General features: G+C 58.7%; 21 protein-coding genes. 7 read left to right on the top strand and 14 right to left on the bottom strand.

The window, feature by feature from the left end:
- Positions 1-34 precede the first annotated feature (34 nt).
- The 9 genes from rhaM to rhaB all read right to left on the bottom strand — a co-directional run bounded on the left by rhaM (position 35) and on the right by rhaB (position 10,016).
- A complete protein-coding gene (gene rhaM / locus KB892_RS25130) occupies positions 35-349 on the bottom strand; it encodes an L-rhamnose mutarotase (RefSeq protein ID WP_002882870.1) in 315 nt (104 codons plus the stop codon).
- On the bottom strand, positions 346-1,494 hold the full coding sequence (fucO, locus tag KB892_RS25125) for a lactaldehyde reductase (RefSeq protein ID WP_002882871.1): 1,149 nt from the start codon (positions 1,492-1,494) through the stop codon (positions 346-348). Before fucO ends, rhaM begins: the two co-directional genes overlap by 4 nt.
- Before the next feature lie 89 nt (positions 1,495-1,583).
- Positions 1,584-2,588: an ABC transporter permease gene (locus KB892_RS25120; RefSeq protein ID WP_002882873.1), complete on the bottom strand. Its 1,005-nt coding sequence runs from the start codon at positions 2,586-2,588 to the stop codon at positions 1,584-1,586.
- Complete coding sequence (locus tag KB892_RS25115; RefSeq protein WP_004220853.1) at positions 2,585-3,592, bottom strand: ABC transporter permease; 1,008 nt, start codon at positions 3,590-3,592, stop codon at positions 2,585-2,587. The genes KB892_RS25120 and KB892_RS25115 overlap by 4 nt, the downstream gene beginning before the upstream one ends.
- The gene (locus KB892_RS25110) at positions 3,589-5,100 is read right to left on the bottom strand and encodes a sugar ABC transporter ATP-binding protein (RefSeq protein WP_004151860.1); all 1,512 of its coding nucleotides are present in this window, start codon (positions 5,098-5,100) and stop codon (positions 3,589-3,591) included. Before KB892_RS25110 ends, KB892_RS25115 begins: the two co-directional genes overlap by 4 nt.
- A gap of 145 nt (positions 5,101-5,245) precedes the next feature.
- Positions 5,246-6,232, bottom strand: coding sequence for a rhamnose ABC transporter substrate-binding protein (gene rhaS, locus KB892_RS25105; protein ID WP_002882880.1), 987 nt, complete (start codon positions 6,230-6,232; stop codon positions 5,246-5,248).
- An 81-nt stretch (positions 6,233-6,313) separates the two neighbouring features.
- Positions 6,314-7,144 (bottom strand): rhamnulose-1-phosphate aldolase, encoded by an 831-nt coding sequence (rhaD, locus tag KB892_RS25100; protein WP_002882882.1) that lies wholly within the window; start codon positions 7,142-7,144, stop codon positions 6,314-6,316.
- Between the two features lie 149 nt (positions 7,145-7,293).
- Positions 7,294-8,553 carry an L-rhamnose isomerase gene (rhaA, locus tag KB892_RS25095; protein WP_004150375.1) on the bottom strand — a complete coding sequence of 420 codons (1,260 nt, stop codon included), beginning with the start codon at positions 8,551-8,553 and terminating at the stop codon, positions 7,294-7,296.
- Positions 8,550-10,016 (bottom strand): rhamnulokinase, encoded by a 1,467-nt coding sequence (gene rhaB / locus KB892_RS25090; protein WP_002882885.1) that lies wholly within the window; start codon positions 10,014-10,016, stop codon positions 8,550-8,552. Before rhaB ends, rhaA begins: the two co-directional genes overlap by 4 nt.
- A 310-nt stretch (positions 10,017-10,326) precedes the next feature.
- Between rhaB and rhaS (KB892_RS25085) the strand changes: the two genes are divergently transcribed.
- Together rhaS (KB892_RS25085) and rhaR are read left to right on the top strand one after the other, a co-directional pair.
- A complete protein-coding gene (rhaS, locus tag KB892_RS25085) occupies positions 10,327-11,163 on the top strand; it encodes an HTH-type transcriptional activator RhaS (protein ID WP_002882888.1) in 837 nt (278 codons plus the stop codon).
- 73 nt (positions 11,164-11,236) lie between these two features.
- Positions 11,237-12,082, top strand: a complete 846-nt coding sequence (gene rhaR, locus KB892_RS25080) for an HTH-type transcriptional activator RhaR (RefSeq protein WP_002882891.1) — start codon at positions 11,237-11,239, stop codon at positions 12,080-12,082.
- Between the two features lie 32 nt (positions 12,083-12,114).
- On the opposite strand, the gene rhaT is transcribed toward rhaR, so the two are convergent.
- Complete coding sequence (gene rhaT / locus KB892_RS25075; protein WP_002882892.1) at positions 12,115-13,149, bottom strand: L-rhamnose/proton symporter RhaT; 1,035 nt, start codon at positions 13,147-13,149, stop codon at positions 12,115-12,117.
- 289 nt (positions 13,150-13,438) lie between these two features.
- On the opposite strand from rhaT, the gene sodA reads away from it, so the two are divergent.
- Entirely contained in the window at positions 13,439-14,059 is a 621-nt protein-coding gene (gene sodA, locus KB892_RS25070; RefSeq protein WP_002882894.1) for a superoxide dismutase [Mn], read from the top strand.
- Between the two features lie 72 nt (positions 14,060-14,131).
- Complete coding sequence (gene yiiM, locus KB892_RS25065) at positions 14,132-14,806, top strand: 6-hydroxyaminopurine reductase (RefSeq protein ID WP_002882896.1); 675 nt, start codon at positions 14,132-14,134, stop codon at positions 14,804-14,806.
- Between the two features lie 66 nt (positions 14,807-14,872).
- Here the strand turns inward: yiiM and cpxA are convergent, their stop codons facing one another.
- Both cpxA and cpxR read right to left on the bottom strand, forming a co-directional pair.
- A complete protein-coding gene (cpxA, locus tag KB892_RS25060; RefSeq protein WP_002882898.1) occupies positions 14,873-16,246 on the bottom strand; it encodes an envelope stress sensor histidine kinase CpxA in 1,374 nt (457 codons plus the stop codon).
- Positions 16,243-16,941, bottom strand: coding sequence for an envelope stress response regulator transcription factor CpxR (cpxR, locus tag KB892_RS25055; RefSeq protein ID WP_002882901.1), 699 nt, complete (start codon positions 16,939-16,941; stop codon positions 16,243-16,245). The genes cpxA and cpxR overlap by 4 nt, the downstream gene beginning before the upstream one ends.
- A 149-nt stretch (positions 16,942-17,090) precedes the next feature.
- Between cpxR and cpxP the strand changes: the two genes are divergently transcribed.
- The 3 genes from cpxP (at position 17,091) to pfkA (ending at position 19,814) form a co-directional block, all read left to right on the top strand.
- The gene (gene cpxP / locus KB892_RS25050; protein WP_002882903.1) at positions 17,091-17,594 is read left to right on the top strand and encodes a cell-envelope stress modulator CpxP; all 504 of its coding nucleotides are present in this window, start codon (positions 17,091-17,093) and stop codon (positions 17,592-17,594) included.
- Positions 17,595-17,752: 158 nt separating this feature from the next.
- Positions 17,753-18,655: a CDF family cation-efflux transporter FieF gene (fieF, locus tag KB892_RS25045; RefSeq protein WP_002882907.1), complete on the top strand. Its 903-nt coding sequence runs from the start codon at positions 17,753-17,755 to the stop codon at positions 18,653-18,655.
- A gap of 196 nt (positions 18,656-18,851) precedes the next feature.
- Positions 18,852-19,814, top strand: coding sequence for a 6-phosphofructokinase (gene pfkA, locus KB892_RS25040; protein ID WP_002882911.1), 963 nt, complete (start codon positions 18,852-18,854; stop codon positions 19,812-19,814).
- Positions 19,815-19,875: 61 nt separating this feature from the next.
- Here the strand turns inward: pfkA and rraA are convergent, their stop codons facing one another.
- Together rraA and menA are read right to left on the bottom strand one after the other, a co-directional pair.
- A complete protein-coding gene (gene rraA, locus KB892_RS25035; RefSeq protein WP_002882913.1) occupies positions 19,876-20,361 on the bottom strand; it encodes a ribonuclease E activity regulator RraA in 486 nt (161 codons plus the stop codon).
- A gap of 92 nt (positions 20,362-20,453) precedes the next feature.
- Entirely contained in the window at positions 20,454-21,374 is a 921-nt protein-coding gene (gene menA / locus KB892_RS25030; protein WP_002882914.1) for a 1,4-dihydroxy-2-naphthoate polyprenyltransferase, read from the bottom strand.
- Positions 21,375-21,412 lie beyond the last annotated feature (38 nt).

Genomic DNA, 21,412 nt, shown 5'->3' with positions numbered 1-21,412 from the left:
ACCGGCCTCCCGTCTGGAGGGAGGCCAGTTATTTTTACGCCAGATAAAACACTTCTTTGAGCTCCGCGCTCAGCGGGCTGTTGTCCGGGTTGCTGGGCATCACCTCGCGCATGTATTTCCACCAACGCTGGCATACTTCCGTGCTGGCGACCGCTTCCCAGCGGGCTTCCGATTCAATCTCCACCGTCGCGAACAGGAGATGGCGTTCTTTATCGAGATAAATGGCGTAGTGGTGCGCGCCGTGATCCTTCAACACTGCCTCCAGCTCCGGCCAGATGGGGTTATGGCGGCGCTGGTACTCCTCGTGCGCGTCGGGGTTCACCTGCATGACGAAGGCTTTACGGATCATAAGGCCTCCAGATAGAGCTCGCGAACCTCATCGCGGCTGGCGGGGCGCGGGTTACACGGCGCGCATGGGTCGGCCAGCGCTTTATCCAGCCAGCCTTCGATATCGGCTTTGCTGACGCCAAGCTGGCTAAAACCCTGGGGGATCCCTACGCGTTTGCTCAGCGTGCGGATGGCATTGATGGCCTCCATGCTGGCAGCTTCATCGCTCATGCCGCGAGTATCGACGCCCATCGCCTGCGCCACGCGGGCAAAGCGCGCCACCGCGTTCGGGCGGTTAAAGTTTTCGATGATCGGCAGCAGGATGGCGTTGCATACCCCGTGCGGCAGGTTGTGGGTGGCGCCAGGCTGATGGGCCAGGGCATGTACCAGCCCGAGACCGGCGCTGTTGAACGCCATGCCCGCCAGATACTGGCCAAAGGCCATCTGCTCGCGGGCCTGCAGATCGTGCCCATCGTCTACCGCTTTCGGCAGCCACAGGTTAATCAGACGAATGGCCTCGAGGGCGTTGGCGTCGGTCAGCGGATGGGCGCCAACGGAGACAAAGGCCTCGATGGCGTGGGTCAGGGCATCCATGCCGGTGGCGGCGGTAACGGCTGGCGGAATGTCGAGCATCACGCTGGCGTCGTCGACGGCGATATCCGGGATCAGGTTCGGGTCGATAATCACCTCTTTCACCTGCCGCTCGCTATCGATAATTACCGCGTTGCTGGTCATCTCCGCCGCCGTGCCGGCGGTGGTATTGATGGCCACCAGCGGCACGCCAGCGTTTTTCACTTTGCCGACGCCGGAGTAGGCGGTGGAGGGGCCTGGGTTGGCGGTGAGGATTTTTATCGCTTTGGCGGTATCAATCGGGCTACCGCCGCCGAAGGCGATCAGGTAATCGCAGCGGGCCGCCTGGTAAGCCGCATAGCCTTGCTGCACCAGCGCTTCGGTGGGGTTGGGGAATACCTCGTCAAATAGCTGATAAGCCATCTGCTGTTCATCCAGCGCGGCGAACAGGCTGTCCAGCAGGCCCAGCTTCACCAGCTGACCGTCGGTGACGATCAGCGCCTTGCCCCACTGTTTGCCCGCTACCAGCTTGACCATATCACCGATCGCGCCTGCGCCGTGGAGGCTGATTTTAGGTAGTGCCAACATAAAACTCATGATAATTCTCCTTAATGTTGATTTTGGGAAATCCGTTTCCCCTCACCCCGACCCTCTCCCGCAGGGAGGGGGCCAAGGTGAGGGGGAAATTAACATCGTCTTCGCTGCATCATCCGCCGGGTAATAATCGGCAGGGAGATCACCACGATCAGCATGGCGCCGATAATCACCGACATCACGATGCCGGGGACGTTCAGCAGGCTCAGGCCGAAGGTCACCAGCCCCATCAGAAAGGCGGCGATGATCACCCCGGGCATGCTGCCGGAGCCGCCGAGAATATTGACGCCGCCGAGCACCGCCATGGTGACAACCGCCAGCTCCCAGCCCATCGCCAGGGTGGGGCGGGTACTGCCGAGCCGTGAGGTCAGCAGGACCGCCGCCAGCCCGGCCATCAGCCCAACCAGCGCGAACAGCACCAGGTTATGACGCTTAACGTTAATCCCGGAGAACCAGGCGCCGGTCGGGTTATTGCCGATGGCGTAGGTCCGGCGACCAAAGTTGGTTTTATGCAGCAGGAAGGTGAAGGCGGCCGCGAGGAGGATAAACAGCGCAAACTCAAAAGAGAGCGCCCCCCACACGTACCCCTGGCCGAACCAGGCAAAGCTCTCCGGATAGTGGTTGAGTGCCTGATCGCCCAACAGGATATAGGTGATGCCGCGATACAGGCTCATGGTGCCGATGGTGATCACAATGGACGACAGGTTAAAGCGGGTCACCAGCAAGCCGTTGAACAGGCCGCACAGCAGACCTACGCCCAGGCCGATGACCACCAGCAGCGGAGTGTCCATCCCCGCTGCCGCGCAGAAGCCCATCACCGTTGAGCTGAGAGCCATCGTCGAGGCTACCGACAGATCGATTTCCCGGGCGATAATCAGCATCGCCATCGGCAGGACGACGATCGCCTTCTCGGTAAAGGTAAAGGTGGCGTCCGACAGGTTCCAGATATTGAGGAAGTACGGGGAAGCCACGGCGTTGCCGATAAATACCGCCAGGGTGACCGCCAGTAAAAACCCTTCCCAGCACAGCAGGCGGCGCAGCGGCGACGGCGCGGCCGGGGCGTTTTTCATCTCTTCAGATACCATCATTTTGCTCATGATTTCACCGCCTGTTTCTGTCTGGCTAACGCCGCGTTGCGCAGGATTAACCGCCCGTGACCGCGATTGCCGCGCTCGTTGAGCAGCACCGCCATGACGATCACCGCCCCGGAAATCGCCATTTGCCAGAAGGGCGAGATGCCGATCACCGGCAGGGCGTTATTGATGACCCCGAGGAACAGCGCGCCGCACAGGCAGCCCAGCACCCGTCCGCTTCCGCCCATGGTGCTGATACCGCCGATCACGCAGGCAGCGACCACCTGGAGTTCAAAACCGTTGGCGACGTCGACATAGGCGACGGCGAAGCGCGAGATCCACAGATAGCCGCAGAAGCCGGCCAGCGCGCCGGAGAGACAGAAGCTGACGAACTGCATTTTTCCGGCGTTAATGCCGGTGTAGTATGCCGCCGTCGCGTTGCCGCCCGCGGTGTATAAGGCCCGGCCGGTGCGGCTGTAGCGCAGGAAATAACCCACCAGCAGCAGCGCGGCGATGGCGCACCAGCTCAGTAGCGGCAGCCCCAGGAGGGGGCTGCGCGGCAGACTGAGAAAATCAGCGCTCATCTGATGTGAGTTAACCCAGCCGCCGTCAGTCAGCAGGAAGATAATGCCGCGATAAATGCTCATGGTGCCCAGGGTCACCACAATGGCGGGAATGCCGAGGCGCCAGACCAGCAGGCCGTTAATTACTCCCATCAGCAGGCCCAGCAGAGTCGCCAGCGCCAGCAGCGCTACCACCGGAATACCCGGATAGTGGGCGTTAAGCAGGGCGACGATCATCCCGGTCAGCGCCAGGTTGGCGGCCATCGACAGATCAATGCCTTTGGTGAGCAACACCATCATCTGGCCGAGGGCGAGGATGATAAGGATGGCGGTATCGTTAAACATCTCCACCAGATTGCCCGGTGAAACGAACGACGGCGCCCGGCTGCCGATGGCGCCGATCATCAAAATAATGACCACCGCCAGCAGCGCTTCGCGATGTTTCAGCCATGCGTGTCCCATCATGCCGCCTCCTGGCCGATGCCGCTAGCGGCGCTAACGATGGTTTCCGCCGTCGCTTCCCCGGCCCGGTACTCGGCGACCATCTGCCCTTCGTGCATTACGATAATCCGGTCGGCCATGCCCATCACTTCCGGCAGCTCTGACGACACCATAATCACCGCCAGCCCCTGGCTGACCAGCTCGGACATAAACTGATGCACGGCGGCCTTTGAGCCGATATCGATGCCTTTGGTCGGCTCATCGAGAATGATCACTTCGGGCTGGGTCGCCAGCCATTTGCCAATCACCACTTTCTGCTGGTTGCCGCCGGAGAGGGTCTCCACCGGCTGCCGCCAGCTGAAGGCTTTTACCTGCAGGCGCGAGGCGTACTCGTCGGCCAGCCGCCATTCCCGGGCGTCGTTCAGGACGCCGTTAGGGTTGAGCTTGCTGAGCTGCGGTAAACTGATGTTCTGGGCGATAGGCAGGGCGATGATCGCTCCCTGTTTCTGCCGCTCTTCCGGCACGCAGACGATGCCCGCGCGGATGGCGTCGGCGGGCTGGTGAAAGCGCATGGTTCTGCCGTTCAGGCGGATCTCGCCGGAGGAGGGGCGCGAGACACCGGAGAGCGCCTGCATCAGCTCGGTGCGTCCGGCGCCCACCAGGCCGTAAAAGCCGAGAATTTCTCCCTTGCGCAGGCGGAAGCTGATATGGGCAAACTCGGTAGGATGACAGAGATCGGTCACCTCCAGCACCGTTTCTCCGGGTGTGCAGTCGACTTTCGGGTAGGTTTGGCTGATCGCCCGGCCCACCATCATCGACACCATCCGCTCTTCGGTGATGTCGCTTATCGCCCCGGAGCTGACGTACACCCCATCGCGCAGGATGGTGTAATAATCGGCCAGCTCGAAGATTTCATCGAACTTATGCGAGATAAACAGGATCGCTTTGCCGTCCTGCTTCAGACGCTCAACGATGTGATAAAACTCGAGGATTTCATGCTGGGAAAGCGCGGCGGTCGGCTCATCGAGGATCACCACCTGGGCGTCGAAAGCCAGCGCCCGGGCAATCGCCACCATGTGACGCTGGGCGATGCTGAGGGTTTTCAGCGTGGCTCGCGGGTCGATCTGGACTTCCAGCCGGGTGAGGATCTCGTTGGCTCTGCGGTGCATCGCCGGCCAGTCGAGCGTTTTCAGCAGTCCCTTATACAGATACTGGCCGACGAAAATGTTTTCGCTGACCGAGAGTTCGTCAAACAGCACGGTTTCCTGGTGAATGGCGGTGATCCCTACCTTATGCGCCGACTCCGGCGTTGGCAGATGAATGGGGATCGCTTTATAGAGGATCTCGCCCTCTTCGGGCTGATAAATACCGGTCATCACTTTGACCAGCGTGGATTTCCCCGCGCCGTTTTCGCCGATTAAGGCGGTCACTTTGCCGGGCCAGAGATCAAGCTGCACGTTCTCAAGGGCGCGCACACCGGGAAAAATTTTGGTGATCCCCTTCAGCGACAGCAGTGGCGTTGATGCTGACATGATAGTTCTCCACAAAAATCACCCCTCACCCTAACCCTCCCCCACAGGGGCGAGGGAACGGTCCGGCGTCCGCTGGCCGCATCGCGCAGAGGGCCAGCCGTTCCCCCTCTCCCTCCGGGAGAGGGCCGGGGTGAGGGAACAAGGATTAGAAAATTTTCGAGAACTTATCGATGTTGCTCGCATCGTAGACAAACGGCTTGGCCATCGCGCCATTCCCCTCGGCGTCCAGCTTCACTTTGCCCAGCTTGCCCATACTGGCTTCGGTTTTGGTCGCCGTGCCTTTGACTAAATCGTCGGCCAGATAGGTGGCGGCGTAGCCCAGGTCAATCGGGTTCCAGATGGCGAAGCTTTTGCTGGCGCCGGACTTGATCGCGCCGGCCATTTCCGACGGCAGCCCCAGCCCGGTGACATACACTTTGCCGATTTTGCCCTGGTCCTTCACCGCCTGCGCGGCGGCAACAATCCCCACCGACGACGGCGAGACAATGACTTTCAGGTCCGGATATGATTTCAGCAGACCCACCGCTTCGCGGTAGCTTTTATCCGACAGATCGTCACCGTAGGCGACGGTGACCAGCTGCACCGACGGATACTGCGGTAGCACCTTTTTCATCTCCTCAATCCAGATGTTCTGGTTCGTGGAGGTTGGGGTGGCGCTTAACACGGCCACCTCGCCTTTCTCAACGTTCAGCGCCTGCAGCGCATCGGCGGCAAGCTTGACGTTGGTTTCGCCAATTAAGGCGTTATTTGAGGGGTTAAGATGGATCTGACGGCCTGCCGGCGCCACGCCGGAGTCCCATGAGACCACCTTGATGCCGCGCTGCATCGCTTTTTTCAGCACCGGCACCACCGCGTCCGGATCGTTGGCGGAAATGGCGATCGCATCCACCCCCTGGGCGATCAACCCGTTCAGCACGTCGATCTGCGCCTCGGCGGTGGTAGTGGTCGGGCCGGTGTAGATCACTTTGACATCACCTAACTCCTTGGCTGCCTGTTGGGCGCCAACGTTGGCGGCTTCGAAGAAGCCATTTCCCAGCGATTTCGCCACAAGGGCGATTTTAACTTCGGCTAAGGCGGAACCGGACAACGCCAGGGCGGCAACGGTGAGGATCAAGCTTGTCTTTGTTTTCATTGCTTTTACTCCACATGAGTTAGTTTTGTAGGGTTTGCAGGTGATATTTCGCCCCGTCTCGGTGAGCGGGGCGCGATGTTGTTATGGATAAAGATCTAAAGCGGACTGCAGCGGCTGCACGTTGAAGCGTTTGCCAAGGGCGATAAGCTCGTCGCGGGTGATGGTCTGCTTCATCCCGCCCATCGACAAGACTTTCACCAGCACTTCGGCGGACTTCTCGGCGGTATCGATCAGGCCGAAGGTCTCATCCAGCGTGGGGCCGCTGCCGAAGACGCCGTGGAACGGCCACAGCACAAGCGAGTGTTTTTGCATGGTTTCGGCGGTCGCCTGGCCGATTTCATCGGTGCCCGGCACCATCCACGGCAGAATGCCGACGCCATCCGGGAAGACCACCAGACATTCGGTGCTACCTTCCCACAGCTTACGGGTGAAAAGATCGCTGTGGTTCTCCAGAACATAGGTCAGGGCGATCAGGTTGGTGGCATGGCAGTGCATGATCACCCGGTCTTTGCCGCCGGTCAGTTTGATGCGCTCGCTGTGCGACAGGAAGTGTGCCGGCAGCTCGGAGGTCGGGACGGCATCCTCCGTCAGGCCCCACAGGATATGGTATCCCGCGCCGTCGCTGTCGACCTTCACCACGCCGAGGTTAGCGGCCGGGTCGAGCTGGACGTTACGGAAGAATTTGCCGGAGCCGGTGACGATAAACGGCTGGTTGGCCAGGGTTGGCATCGGCTGGCTGAGGGCGATATAGCGCGGTTTGGCGTGGAAATCCGCCGCGTAAGGTTCGATATCCGCTTCATCCAGACGCAGCGTCAGGTTGCCGCCGTTGCGTTCGTCCCAGCCTTTCAGCCAGGCGTCGGAGGTGGCTTTGATCATGCCCTGGACGAACCAGGCGTCGATAATGGTCTGCATAGTCTTGTCTTTCCTGTTGATTCGGTGCGGGGTTGACCCCCTCACCCTAAATATGTGCGTGCCCCCGGATTGCGCCGTAAACGGCTTATCCGGGCTACCGGTTCGTAGCCCGGGTAAGGCGTCAGCCGCGACCCGGGGAAGCTCGTGCATTACCCGCGCTGGCTCAGAACCGCATTCTCATAAGCCCGTACGCTGTCCAGCCACTGGCTGCCCGCCGGCGTGTCGTGACGCTGACAGTACATCTCCCAGATGGCCTGCCACGGCAGCGATTTTTGCTCTTCGAGCAGCGCCAGGCGGGCGGTGTAATCGCCGTCGTTCTCCAGCTGGCGCAGCTGGGCGGTCGGTTCCAGCAGGGCGCGCAGCAGCGCTTTTTTCATATTGCGGGTGCCAATCACCCAGGCCGCGATGCGGTTGATGGAGGCATCGAAGAAGTCGAGGCCGATGTGCACGCGGTCAAACAGGTTATGGCGAATGATTTCGCTGGCGATGGCCTGGGTTTCATCATCCAGCAGCACCACGTGGTCGCTGTCCCAGCGCACCGGGCGGCTGACGTGCAGCAGCAGGCGCGGGATGTAGAGCATGGCGGCGGAGATCTTGTCGGAGATCACTTCCGTCGGATGGAAGTGGCCGGCATCGAGGCACAGCGCCGTCTGACGGCTGGTGGCGTAACCCATATAGAACTCGTTGGAGCCGACGGTGTAGCTTTCGGCGCCGATGCCGAACAGCTTGCTCTCCACGGCGTCGATATGGTGCGCCGGGTCGAGCTTCTCGCTGATCACCTCATCAAGGGCGTTCAGCAGCCGCTGGCGCGGGGCGAAGCGGTCAACGGTTATATCCTTCATGCCGTCCGGCACCCAGATATTCATCACCGACGGCGTGCCCAGCTGTTCGCCAAAATAAGCGGATACGCGGCGGCTGGCTTTGCAGTGGTCGATCCAGAACTGGCGGATCTCATCGTTGGCGTGCGACAGGGTAAAGCCGTCGGCGCTCAGCGGATGCGAGAAGCAGGAGGGGTTGAAATCCAGCCCCAGTTTGTTGGCTTTCGCCCACGTAACCCAGTTTTTAAAGTGCTCCGGCTTAATCTCATTGCGCGCTACCGGCGCGTCGGATTCCAGGTAAATAGCGTGCAGATTGAGACGCTTTGGCCCCGGGATCAGGCTCAGCGCCTGCTCAAGGTCAGCGCGGAGTTCTTCTGCATTGCGCGCTTTGCCCGGGTAGTTGCCGGTCGCCTGGATGCCGCCTGTCAGGCTTCCCGCCGGGTTTTCGAAACCGGCGACGTCGTCACCCTGCCAGCAGTGCATGGAGACGGGCAGACGGTCCAGCTGGCGCAGGGCCTCCTCGACATCCACGCCGACGGCGGCGTAGCGCTGCTTAGCAATTTCCCAGGCTTGTTCAAGTTGAGTGGTCATGCGCAAAGCTCCTTGGTCTGTTGTGGCTGAAACTGCGCCACGAAACGGGCAATTTCACTATCAGGATTGGGGGTAAAAGTGGTGAGCGCCGCGTTGCCGCGCACTACCTGACGAAACTCATCGACATTGGCCAGCTCGTCGAGGGTCATTAACTGGATGCCGATATTGCCGAGGGTGGAGGCCTCTATCGGGCCGGCCACGACGGCGATCCCGCAGGCGTCAGCGCACAGCTGGTTGAGCAGCGTGTTCTGACAGCCGCCGCCGACGATATGCAGCTGGCTGAAGGGGTGGCCGCGCAGCGCCGCCAGCTCGTTAAGCACCCGGGCGTAGAGCAGCGCCAGGCTGTCGAAAATGCAGCGCGCCAGTTCGGCATCGCTTTCAGGAACCGGCTGCCCGGCGTCGCGACAGGCGGCCTGGATCTCGGCGCTCATACTGGCCGGGTTGATAAAGCGGTCATCGTTGCAGTCAATTATGAAGCGGCACGCCGGTAGCGCGGCGGTGCGGGCGATCAGCCCCTGCAGGTCGCTGACGTTTTGCTCTTTTAGCACCCGCTGCAGCAGCCACAGGCCCATGATATTTTTCAGCACCCGATAGCGGCCTTCGGCTCCGCCTTCGTTGGTGATATTGGCCTGCAGCGCCGCGTCGCAGGTGTACGGCGTCAGGCTTTCAAACCCCATCAGCGACCAGGTGCCGGAGGAGAGATAGGCGGCATGGCGGTCGGCCAGCGGGGAGGCGATCACCGCGCTGGCGGTGTCGTGGCTGGCGACAGCGACTACCGGAATTCGGTTACCCTGCGGGCAGATCCAGTGGCCTATCACATTGCCGGGGTGGGTCGGCTTTCCGAACCACGCCAACGGCGCGCCGGTCCAGTTCAGCAGCGTCTCATCCCAGCTATCGCTGTTAATATTGACCAGCTGGGTGGTGGTGGCGTTGGTATATTCCCAGTTCAGATTGCCGGTCAGGCGGAAGCTGAAATAGTCGGGGATCAGCAGGGCATGGGCAGCCTGACTGACCAGCTCCGGCTGCTGCTCCACCAGCGCGCGCAGCTGATAAAGCGTGTTAAACGGCAAAAACTGAATGCCGCTGCGGCGATAGATTTCCGCCCGGCCCAGCTGCGCTTCAGCGTGACGCAGCAGGCCCTGGGTGCGGTCGTCACGATAGGAGATCGGCAGCCCGACGCGCTGGCCCTGCTTATCCAGCAGGACATAATCTACCCCCCAGGTATCGATGCCGATACTGTCTATCAGAATGCCCTGCTCACACACTTTCTCCAGCCCGCGGCGGATCTCGCCTTCCAGGCTATCTACATCCCAGCAGTCGAAGCCGTCTACTTTCTGCAGACTATTGGTGAAGCGATGAATTTCGCGCAGCGTCAGGGCGCGCGGCCCGGGCTGATAGCTGGCGAGCATCACCCGCCCGCTGGAGGCGCCTAAATCGACAGCGACACAATGACGAATACTCATGAAACGATCCTTCTTAAAATCATTGTCCGCAGTCTAAAAAAGGCCGTTTACTGACACCTTCTCGCTACGGACAGCCAAAACTGGCCGCTGGCAAGAAAGCAAAGGTGACCGTGAGGGACATCACAGTTTGCGGTTTTAGGGGATGGCGAGGGGGATGTGATGGCCTCCGCAGTTCCGCATCTTTCCGGCTGATTCTTGAAAAAGCGGCAGGATTTACGAATTTCGCGGTCAAAAATTGAAGGCCGGATAGCCAACCCTTCATTACTATCAGCCGGTGACTGATAATTTTTCTCATTACGAGGGTGGCATCATGACCATATTGCACAGTACGGATTTCTTTAAGGCCGGGATCTCGACGGTGGCTATTGAACCCCGCCTCCCTCAGTCGGCCTTTCCGGAACATCACCATGATTTCCATGAAATAGTTATCGTGGAGCAGGGATCGGGTATTCACGTCTTCAATGGCCAGCCCTACACCATTGGCGGCGGTTCGGTCTGTTTTATCCGCGATCACGACCGCCATCTTTACGAGCACACGGATAATCTGTGTCTGACCAATGTGCTCTATCGCGCGCCGGATGCGTTTCGCTTTCTCGCCGGGGTCAGTCAACTACTGCCCCAGGAACAGGAAGGAAACTACCCCTCGCACTGGCGGGTGAATCAAACCGTCCTGCAACAGGTGCGGCATATCGTGGCGCAGATCGAGGCCGTGGGGAGCGATACGGATACTCATGCCGTCGCCAGCCGTGAGATCCTGTTTATGCAGCTGCTGGTGCTGTTACGTAAAAGCAGCCTTGCGGAAGAGGCCACCAACAACGATGCGCGGCTGAATCAGCTGTTGGCCTGGCTCGAAGACCATTTTGCGCAGGAGATCTGCTGGGAGGAGGTGGCGGCGCAGTTTTCGCTGTCGCTGCGTACGCTGCACCGCCAGCTGAAGCAGCAGACCGGTCTGACGCCACAGCGCTATCTTAATCGGGTGCGCCTGATGAAAGCCCGCCACCTGCTGCGCCACAGCGATGAAAGCGTGACTGATATCGCTTATCGCTGCGGCTTCGGCGACAGTAACCACTTTTCGACGCTTTTTCGCCGGGAGTTCGACTGGTCGCCGCGCGATATCCGCCAGGGGCGCGACGCCATTCTTCAGTAACGCGAGAAGAGTCAACGTATTGCAGACTAAAAACGCGAATAATGCGCCGTTATCCGCGTTTGGAGTGTGAGCCGTGGCCGGTCTGATTTTACGTAAAGAGGAGTTTTTCCCTTCCGCCACACAGGCAGTGGCGGTGGCAGACCGCTACCCGCAAAATGTCTTTGCCGAACATACCCATGAGTTCTGCGAGCTGGTGCTGGTGTGGCGAGGCAACGGGCTGCACGTCCTTAACGATCGTCCCTGGCGCATTACCCGCGGCGATCTGTTCTACATTCGCGCCGAAGATAAACACTCCTATGCTTCCGTTAACGATCTGGTTCTGCAGAACATCATCTATTGCCCGGAGCGGCTGCAGCTCAATTTTGACTGGGCCGGGGCGATCCCTGGCCTCTTCGGTACGCCGTGGAAGCCCCACTGGCGCATGGGCAGCACAGGTATGGCGCAGGCGCGCCAGGTGATTAGCCAGCTTGAGCATGAGTGCGCCCGGCGCGACGCGCAGGGAAATGCGATGGCCGAACTGCTTTTTGCCCAGCTGGCGCTGACGTTGCAGCGCCATCGCTACGCGACGGATGATCCCGCGGCGACGCAGCGCGAAGCGCTGCTGGACAAACTGCTGGCCGCGCTGGCGGCCAGCCTCAGCCGCCCCTTTGTTCTGGAGCGTTTCTGCGAGCAGGAGGGCGGCAGCGAGCGGGCGCTTCGCCAGCAGTTTCGCCAGCAAACCGGGATGACCATCAATCACTATTTACGCCAGCTGCGGATCTGCCATGCGCAGTATCTGCTGCAGCATACCGAGCGCTTAATCGGCGATATCGCCATGCAGTGCGGCTTTGAGGACAGTAACTACTTTTCGGTGGTTTTTAGCCGGGAAATCGGCATGTCGCCGGGGCAGTGGCGGCAGCGCAGTCGCGCCGCCGCCTGAAGAGCGTCGTTGTCAGGCAGATGATCCGGTGATTAACTGGCCATTCCCAGACCGACGATATTGGCGGCGATGATAATCACCACGCAGCCGAGGCTCAGGACGCTCACCGGACGACGGCCGGCGTTGTTCCACTCCTTCAGCACCAGACCCACCACACCGCCGCACAGCACGTAGAAACTCATGTGCAGCATCCAGCTCATATAATCATACTGCGCCGGAATGCTGGCGTGGCCCCAGGCATAGAAGAAGAACTGGAGATACCACATCAGACCGCCGAGGGCGGAGAGCAGAAGGTTGCTGATGATAAGCGGTTTGGCCAGCGAGAAATCGGCTTTGACTGACAGGTTCTTCACTTTCGCCAGACGAATAAAGCAGAAGCCAAGGTTAACCAGCGCCCCGCCGCCCATAATCACCACGTAGCTTGGCAGCGCTGCGTACAGCGGGTCGACGCCGAGCGCCGCGGCGGCATCATGCATCGGTTTGGCGGCGTTCATCGCGAACGACATCCCTGCGGAGAAGATACCGCACATTACCGCCAGCAGAAGCCCTTTCTTCAGATTGAACTCTTCGGCTTTGATGCCCATTTTGCGCTCTTTCAGCTGGCCTGCGCGGGTGACGATGCCGACGCCAATCACCGCCACCAGCACGCCGAGCAGCGTCATTTGACCGCCCTGGGTGTGCATCAGCACTGCAAACTGACCGTTAATAATCGGCGTCATCAGCGTGCCGACAATCAGCGTGATGCCAATGGCGATGCCAATCCCCATCGACATGCCAAGATAGCGCATGGTCAGGCCATAGTTGATATTACCAATGCCCCACATGGCGCCGAACAGAAAGACCGGCAGCAGCGTGGAGGCGCTAAAAGAGCGGTAGTAGGCCCAGAAGTCGGGTAACAGCGTGGCGCTGATGGCCCAGGGCAGAATCAGCCAGGAGACGATCCCCCCGACCGACCACATGGTTTCCCACGACCAGTGTTTTACTTTCTTGAACGGGGCATAGAAACAGGCGGCACTGGCGGCCCCTATCAAATGCCAAAAAATACCCATCGTAATCGCGTGGTTCATTGATTTTATCCTCATCTTTTTTTATCGGAGACGGCGGCTTCCGATGGGATGAGTGTAAAAATTGGCCGCTTTGGCCGCCTTCAGGACGTTGCCACAGGATGGCTAACCCTGGCAACCATGGGCTTAATTAGTTGTTCTACATCACAAAACGACGGGTATTTCTTCTGGTTATATCCATATGAAAAATACGGCATTGATAAGCATTTTCAATACCATTTAATTAACTATAATGGACAAACTGCTTACGCGGCGTTAACACTTGAGCCGCTCGACAATAATGGAGATGATTATGAGCTATACCCTGCCATCCCTGCCTTACGCTTACGATGCTCTGGAACCGCACTTCGACAAGCAGACGATGGAGATCCATCACACTAAACACCACCAGACCTACGTGAACAATGCCAACGCCGCGCTGGAAAGCCTGCCGGAGTTCGCTAACCTGTCCGCTGAAGAGCTGATTACCAAGCTGGATCAGCTGCCGGCTGACAAAAAAACCGTACTGCGTAACAACGCCGGCGGCCACGCGAACCACAGCCTGTTCTGGAAAGGCCTGAAAACCGGTACCACCCTGCAGGGCGACCTGAAAGCGGCTATCGAGCGCGATTTCGGTTCCGTGGAGAACTTCAAAGCGGAATTCGAAAAAGCCGCTGCTACCCGTTTCGGCTCCGGCTGGGCGTGGCTGGTCCTGAAAGGTGATAAACTGGCCGTTGTCTCCACCGCCAACCAGGATTCCCCGCTGATGGGCGAAGCCATTTCCGGCGCTTCCGGCTTCCCGATTATCGGCCTGGACGTCTGGGAACACGCTTACTACCTGAAATTCCAGAACCGCCGCCCGGACTACATCAAAGCCTTCTGGGACGTAGTGAACTGGGACGAAGCTGCAGCGCGTTTTGCCGCCAAAAAATAAGGTTGCATTGCGCTAAAAGAGAAGCGAGTCTGATGACTCGCTTTTTTTATATCTGTAGCAAGGAGAGCAGCCATGCATTATCCGGTGAATGTCTTTGTCGGCAAAATCAGGGACTACGCGGGCAGTCGCCCCAGCGCGATCGACAAAATCCAGGTCGACGGAGAATTGCAGCTCGGCGATCTCGGTCTCGATGGGGACCAGCAGGCGGAGAAGAAAATCCACGGCGGGCCGGACCGCGCGCTGTGTCATTATCCGCGCGAACACTATGCCGACTGGATCCGTGACTTCCCCCAGCAGGCCGAGCGGTTCTGCGCGCCGGCGTTCGGCGAAAACCTCTCCACCACCGGGCTTACCGAGCAAAACGTTTATATCGGCGATATCTTTCGCTGGGGCGAGGCGCTGATCCAGGTCACCCAGCCGCGATCGCCGTGCTTCAAGCTCAACTTTCATTTTGCGATCAATGATATGGCGCAGCTGATGCAAAACAGCGGAAAAACCGGCTGGCTGTACCGGGTGATTGCCGGAGGGCAAGTTTCCAGCGATGCGCCGCTCGAGCTGGTTTCCCGGCTGAGTGATGTCAGCGTTCATGAGGCCGGGGCGATTGCCTGGCAGATGCCGTTTGATGATGATCAGTACCACCGCTTATTGTCGGCAGCGGGCCTGTCTGTTAGCTGGAGCCGAACGATGCAGAAACGGCGTTTAAGCGGCAAGATAGAGGATAGTTCGCGGAGATTATGGGGGAAATAATCCCCCATATTAAGTATTCCCGGGATGCTCCCGGCGCAGCGCCGCACAGCGCAGGCCGGGTCGGCGTCAGGTTCGTTTATACAGCGGCAGCCAGATTGTTAAACGCAGACCACCCAGCGGGCTGTCGTCGGCCTTCACCCAGCCGCGGTGCTGCTGAATAGCGGTTTCGACAATCGCCAGCCCCAGGCCGGTGCCGCCGGACTCGCGGTCGCGCGCCTCGTCGGTCCGGTAGAATGGCCGGAAAATCTGTTCGCGATCCTCCGGGCTGACTCCCGGGCCGTCGTCATCGACGTTAACCGTAATCCCGTCTTTATCCACCGAGAAGCTGACGGAAATTTTCGTATGCGAGTAGCGCAGGGCGTTGCGCACGATATTCTCCAGCGCGCTTTCCAGCGCATTAGGGTTACCGTACAGCGGCCATGGGCCCGGCGGATACTCAACGGTGAAAGATTTCCCCATCTGCTCAGCTTCAAAGGCCGCATTGTCCAACACTTCGTTCCATAGCTGATTGGCTTTCACCGTCTCGCTGACCAGGGCGTTTTTCGCCTGATTGCGCGACATCACCAGCAGGTCGTTGATCATGCTGTCCAGCCGGTGCGCTTCGGTTTCGATACGCTCCAGCTCCTTGCTCTCTCCGCTGCGGCGACGCAGCAGGGCGGTACCCAATTGCAGGCGCGTAAGCGGCGTGCGCAGCTCGTGCGAGATATCGGACAGCAGCCGCTGCTGGCTGGTCATCATCCGCTCCAGGGCCGTCACCATCTGGTTAAAACTGGCGCCAGCGGCTAAAAACTCCTGCGGCCCGGCTTCCAGCTCCGGATGCTGGCGCAGGTTGCCCTGGGCGACTTCATCGGCGGCATTTTTCAGCTTACGCGCCGGTTTCGCCAGGCTCCACGCCAGCCACAGCAGCAGCGGGGCGCTGACCAGCATCGTGACGATCAGCAGCAGCAGCGGCCGGTCAAACAGCAGGTTGATAAAGTCGGATTGTGAGGTGCTGGCGGGACGAATCAGATAGAGCTGATAGTTATCCTCCCCGTCCCGGACGGAAAACGGGCCCACCATTTCCAGGCGGCCATAGCGTTTTTTCTGCGGATGATCGGCGTTATCGGCCTGGCCGATAAAGTTACGAATGATCTGCATTTCGTTGCGTTCTGCGCCGATCACGCGGCCTTCGCTGGTCACCAGCAGCAGGCGTTGTCCCGGAGGCGCCCATTTATCGATGGCGCGAAACAAACGACGCCACCACATCAGGTCGTTTGGCGGATCGTTGGCCAGCTCGGCCTCGACGTGCTGCTCGATCATGATGCCCTGACGCTGCTCGCTTTCCAGCAGCTCGGTCATCTGCCGGGAATCCAGTTTGGGCAACATCAGCACCAGCATCAACACCAGCGCCAGCGTGAGCCAGAAGATGGCGAAGATGCGTGCAGTCAAACTTCCAATCATGAAGCGGAAACCATCAGATACCCGCGGCCACGCAGCGTTTTAAACCACGGATGGCCATCTTTGCGCTCCGGCAGCTTACGCCGCAGGTTGGAAATATGCATATCGATGGCGCGGTCGAACGGCGTCAGGCGCTTGCCTAACACTTCCTGGCTTAAATGCTCACGGGAGACTACCTGACCGAGATGCTGCGCTAACAGATAGAGCAGGGTGAACTCGGTGCCGGTGAGCTCCAGCGTCTGGCCATCGAAATTGGCTTCCTGGCGGCCCGGATTGAGGCTTAAGGCATCCACTTCCAGGGTTGGTGAGCCGGCTTCGGTCGTCTGCTGCTGCTCGCTCCAGTGGGAACGGCGCAGAATCGCGCGTATACGGGCCACCAGCTCGCGATCGTTGAATGGCTTAGGCAAATAGTCATCCGCGCCCAGCTCGAGGCCGAGAACGCGATCCAGCTCGCTTCCGCGCGCTGTTAGCATGATAACCGGAGTCTGGTGTGTCTGACGCAGCTCTTTCAGCGTATCGATACCGTTTTTCTTCGGCATCATCACGTCGAGCAGCAATAAATCAACGCTGTCGTCCAGAAGGGCCAGCGCCTGTTCCCCATCATGGGCCACCAGCACGTTAAAACCTTCCATATCGAGCAGCTCTTTTAACAGGGAGGTGAGCTCCCGGTCATCATCAACTAACAGGATTTTATTCATTGTTTAAATACCTCCGAGGCAGAAATTACGTCATCAAGGCCCGCTAATCCATGACTTTACGTTGTTTTACACCCCCTGACGCATGTTTGCAGCCTGAATCGTAGACTGTCTCTCGTTGAATCGCGACACAAACGTTTTGGGAGTATGTGATGCGCAATGTTATCGCTGCCGTCATGGCCTCAACGCTGGCGCTAAGTGCATATAGCCAGGCCGCTGAAGTCGTTACCAGCGTTAACTGGCTCCCCGGAGACGACGGGGGACAGCGCGGTAGCCAAAGCCATATGTTTGACGGCATAAGTTTAACCGAGCAGCAACGTCAGCAGTTACGGGATCTTATGCAACGGGCACGCCACGACAGGCTCCCCGTTAATGTTAGCGAAATGGAGACAATGCATCGCCTTGTCACCGCAGAAAATTTTGATGAAAACGCTGTGCGCGCTCAGGCAGAAAAGATGGCGCAGGAACAGGTTGCCCGCCAGGTCGAGATGGCTAAGGTTCGCAACCAGATGTACCACCTGCTTACGCCAGAGCAGCAAGCGGTTTTAAATGCTAAGCACCAGCAGCGTATGGATCAGTTGCGTGAGGTTGCAAGGATGCAGAAAGGCTCAGCGATGATGCTTTCGAGTAGTAGCAACACCCTGCAACCCCAGTAACAAACCCTGTTTTCCTTGCCATAGACACCATCCCTGTCTTCCCCCACATGATGTGGGGGTTTTTTTTGCCCTTTTTACGGTAAATCAACTCCTTCGCCTATCCCGTGAGCGTCACAAGTTCGGGTTATACTAAGCGAATTGCAGGAGAAGGAGCCTATATGAATCAATCTTATGGCCGGTTGGTCAGTCGCGCCGCTATCGCCGCGACGGCTATGGCCTCCGCGTTACTTTTGATCAAAATTTTTGCGTGGTGGTATACCGGTTCTGTCAGTATTCTGGCTGCGCTGGTGGATTCGCTGGTGGACATTGCCGCCTCGCTGACCAACCTGCTGGTGGTTCGCTATTCGCTACAGCCTGCTGATGAAGAACATACCTTTGGTCATGGCAAAGCGGAGTCGCTGGCGGCGCTGGCGCAAAGCATGTTTATCTCCGGCTCGGCGCTGTTCCTGTTTCTCACCGGCATTCAGCACCTGGTGCGTCCGGAGCCGCTGCAGGCCGCCGGCGTCGGGGTCGTCGTCACATTGATCGCCCTCGTTAGTACGCTGGCGCTGGTGACTTTCCAGCGCTGGGTGGTGCGAAAAACCCAGAGCCAGGCGGTGCGGGCGGATATGCTTCATTATCAGTCTGATGTTATGATGAACGGCGCCATTCTGGTGGCGCTGGGCCTCTCCTGGTACGGCTGGCATCGCGCCGACGCGTTGTTTGCCCTGGGGATTGGCATCTATATTTTATATAGCGCGCTGCGGATGGGCTATGAGGCGGTTCAGTCACTACTCGACCGCGCCTTGCCTGACGAGGAGCGTCAGGACATTATCACCATCGTGACCGCATGGCCCGGCATCCGCGGGGCGCACGATCTACGAACGCGGCAGTCAGGGCCGACCCGCTTTATTCAGATTCATTTGGAAATGGAAGATAACCTCCCGCTGGTGCAAGCCCACGTGATTGCAGACCAGGTGGAGCAGGCGATTCTGCGCCGTTTCCCGGGGTCCGATGTCATTATCCATCAGGATCCCAGCTCTGTGGTGCCAGCGGCGCAGCAGGGCTTTTTTGAGCGTTAGGTTATAGTCTGTAAACTCGATGTAAAAATGTGGGGCAGATCGGCATTTTTTGTATAAATTACCGCCGTTTGGTCTGACCTGAATCAATTCAGCTTGAGGCGTTTGATATACTATTGTCATTAGCGTCGTGCACTCCTGGTGAGGGAGCGCTTCAGGCAACAGAATTATTTTTTGCTTCCTAAGTTCAGAGGTAGTCATGATTAAGAAAATCGGTGTGTTGACAAGTGGCGGTGATGCGCCGGGCATGAACGCAGCAATTCGTGGCGTTGTGCGCGCGGCATTAACGGAAGGTCTGGAAGTTTTTGGAATCTATGACGGTTACCTCGGATTGTATGAAGACCGTATGGTTCAGCTCGACCGTTACAGCGTTTCCGACATGATCAACCGCGGCGGTACCTTCCTGGGCTCCGCTCGCTTCCCGGAATTCCGCGAAGAACACATCCGCGCTGTGGCTATCGAAAACATGAAGAAGCGCGGCCTGGACGCGCTGGTGGTTATCGGCGGTGACGGTTCCTATATGGGGGCGATGCGCCTGACCGAGATGGGCTTCCCATGCATCGGCCTGCCGGGCACTATCGACAACGATATCAAAGGCACTGACTACACCATCGGCTTCTTTACTGCCCTGAGCACCGTGGTGGAAGCGATTGACCGTTTGCGCGACACCTCCTCTTCGCACCAGCGTATCTCCGTGGTGGAAGTGATGGGCCGTTACTGTGGCGACCTGACCCTGGCGGCGGCGATTGCCGGCGGCTGTGAGTTCATCATGGTGCCTGAAGTGGAATATACCCGTGACGATCTGGTGGCAGAAATCAAAGCCGGTATCGCGAAAGGGAAAAAACACGCTATCGTGGCCATCACCGAGCACATGTGCGACGTTGACGAGCTGGCAAGCTACATCGAGAAAGAGACTGGCCGTGAAACTCGCGCCACCGTCCTCGGCCACATTCAGCGCGGCGGTTCCCCGGTTCCTTACGACCGCATCCTGGCTTCCCGCATGGGCGCCTATGCGATTGAGCTGCTGCTGCAGGGCCATGGCGGCCGTTGCGTCGGCATCCAGAACGAGAAGCTGGTGCACCACGACATAATCGATGCCATCGAGAACATGAAGCGTCCGTTCAAGAACGACTGGCTGGATTGCGCGAAGAAACTGTACTAAGTTACGCGCCGAATAAACAAAAGGCCTTCTCATGGAGAAGGCCTTTTTTATGGCGGAAGGTTTATTCGATATCCAGCGGGTCTTCCGACAGGATCATCCCGGTGTTATCGGCATACAGATGGTCGCCGGAGAAGAAAGTCACCCCGCCGAAATTGACGCGCACGTCGCTTTCGCCGATGCCTTCGCCAGCCGCGCCGACCGGAATCGCCGCCAGCGCCTGAATACCAATGTCCAGTTCCTCAAGGTCGTCAACCTGGCGCACCGCGCCATAGACCACCAACCCTTCCCATTCATTCTGGACGGCCAGACGCGCCAGGTCAGCGTCAATTAACGCGCGTCGTACTGAGCCGCCGCCGTCGATCAGGAGAATATGACCACGGCCATTCTGCTCGAGCAGATCGTAGAGCAACCCGTTATCCTCGAAACATTTAACCGTAATGATCTGTCCACCAAACGACGACCGTCCTCCAAAGTTAGAGAACAGCGGTTCCACGACGTTGACATCTTCCTGGTAGATGTCACAAAGCTCGGAAGTATCGTATTTCATAGGCTTAACGTTCAGTTGCTGCGAGAGTTTTTAGTATATCCCGCGAATCGCATTGTTGGCAAAATCATCAATTGTTAATTGATATTTGTCAGTTAAGCCATCAGCTTACTGGCAATAATTCCGATAACAAACAGCAGGTTGGTTAGTAAAGCCCCTTTGACCGTCTTTTCGAGCATTGGCCGCATCGCCAGCGGATCGGATTCGCGCAGGACGTAGCGCGCCTGTTTCACCAGCAGCGGCGTGGCGAGAATAAACAGCCAGCCCCAGGCTGAATGCAGCGCCAGCAGGTTAAACAGCGCCAGACACAGCAGGGCGCCGAGCAGCAGGCAGGCATGATAGCGGCGGGCATTGACCGGGCCCAGGCGCACGGCGAGGGTGTTCTTCCCGTTCTGCCGGTCGCTGTCGATATCGCGCAGATTATTGATGTTCAGCACGGCGGTCGCCAGCAGACCGCAGGCTGTCGCCGGCAGAAAAATGGCCGCTTCCACATTATGGGCTTGCAGATACCAGCTGCCGAGGACGCTCAGCCAGCCGAAGAAAACGAGTACTGAGATATCACCCAGACCAATATATCCATACGGACGGGTGCCCACCGTGTAGGTGATGGCGGCCACGATAGACAGGCCTCCCAGGGCGAGGAAGCCGATGAAATCGCCGACGCTCTGCCAGGCGGCGCACAGCAGCGCCAGACCAAACAGGCAGATGAGTACGACGGTGACGATCAGGGCGCGCTTCATCTGCTGGGGGGTAATCACCCCTTTCTGCATCCCGCGCAGCGGCCCGATGCGATCCGGTTTATCGCTCCCCTTAACCGCGTCGCCGTAGTCATTGGCGAGGTTGGAAAGAATTTGCAGCAAGCCGGCAGTGATCAGCGCCAGCAGGGCAACCCAGGGATCAAAATGGCCCTGCTCCCAGGCAAGGACGGTGCCAACAATAATCGCGGCAAATGCCAGCGGTAACGTTTTAGGACGCAGGCTTTCCAGCCACGCCTGTGAACGGCTGATATCAGTCATAGTTATTTTAGCCAATAAAAATGGGGGCGATAGCCCCC

Source organism: Klebsiella sp. P1927, from assembly GCF_018204675.1.
GTDB lineage: Bacteria > Pseudomonadota > Gammaproteobacteria > Enterobacterales > Enterobacteriaceae > Klebsiella > Klebsiella pneumoniae.
This window is presented reverse-complemented; position numbering and strand designations above follow the sequence as displayed.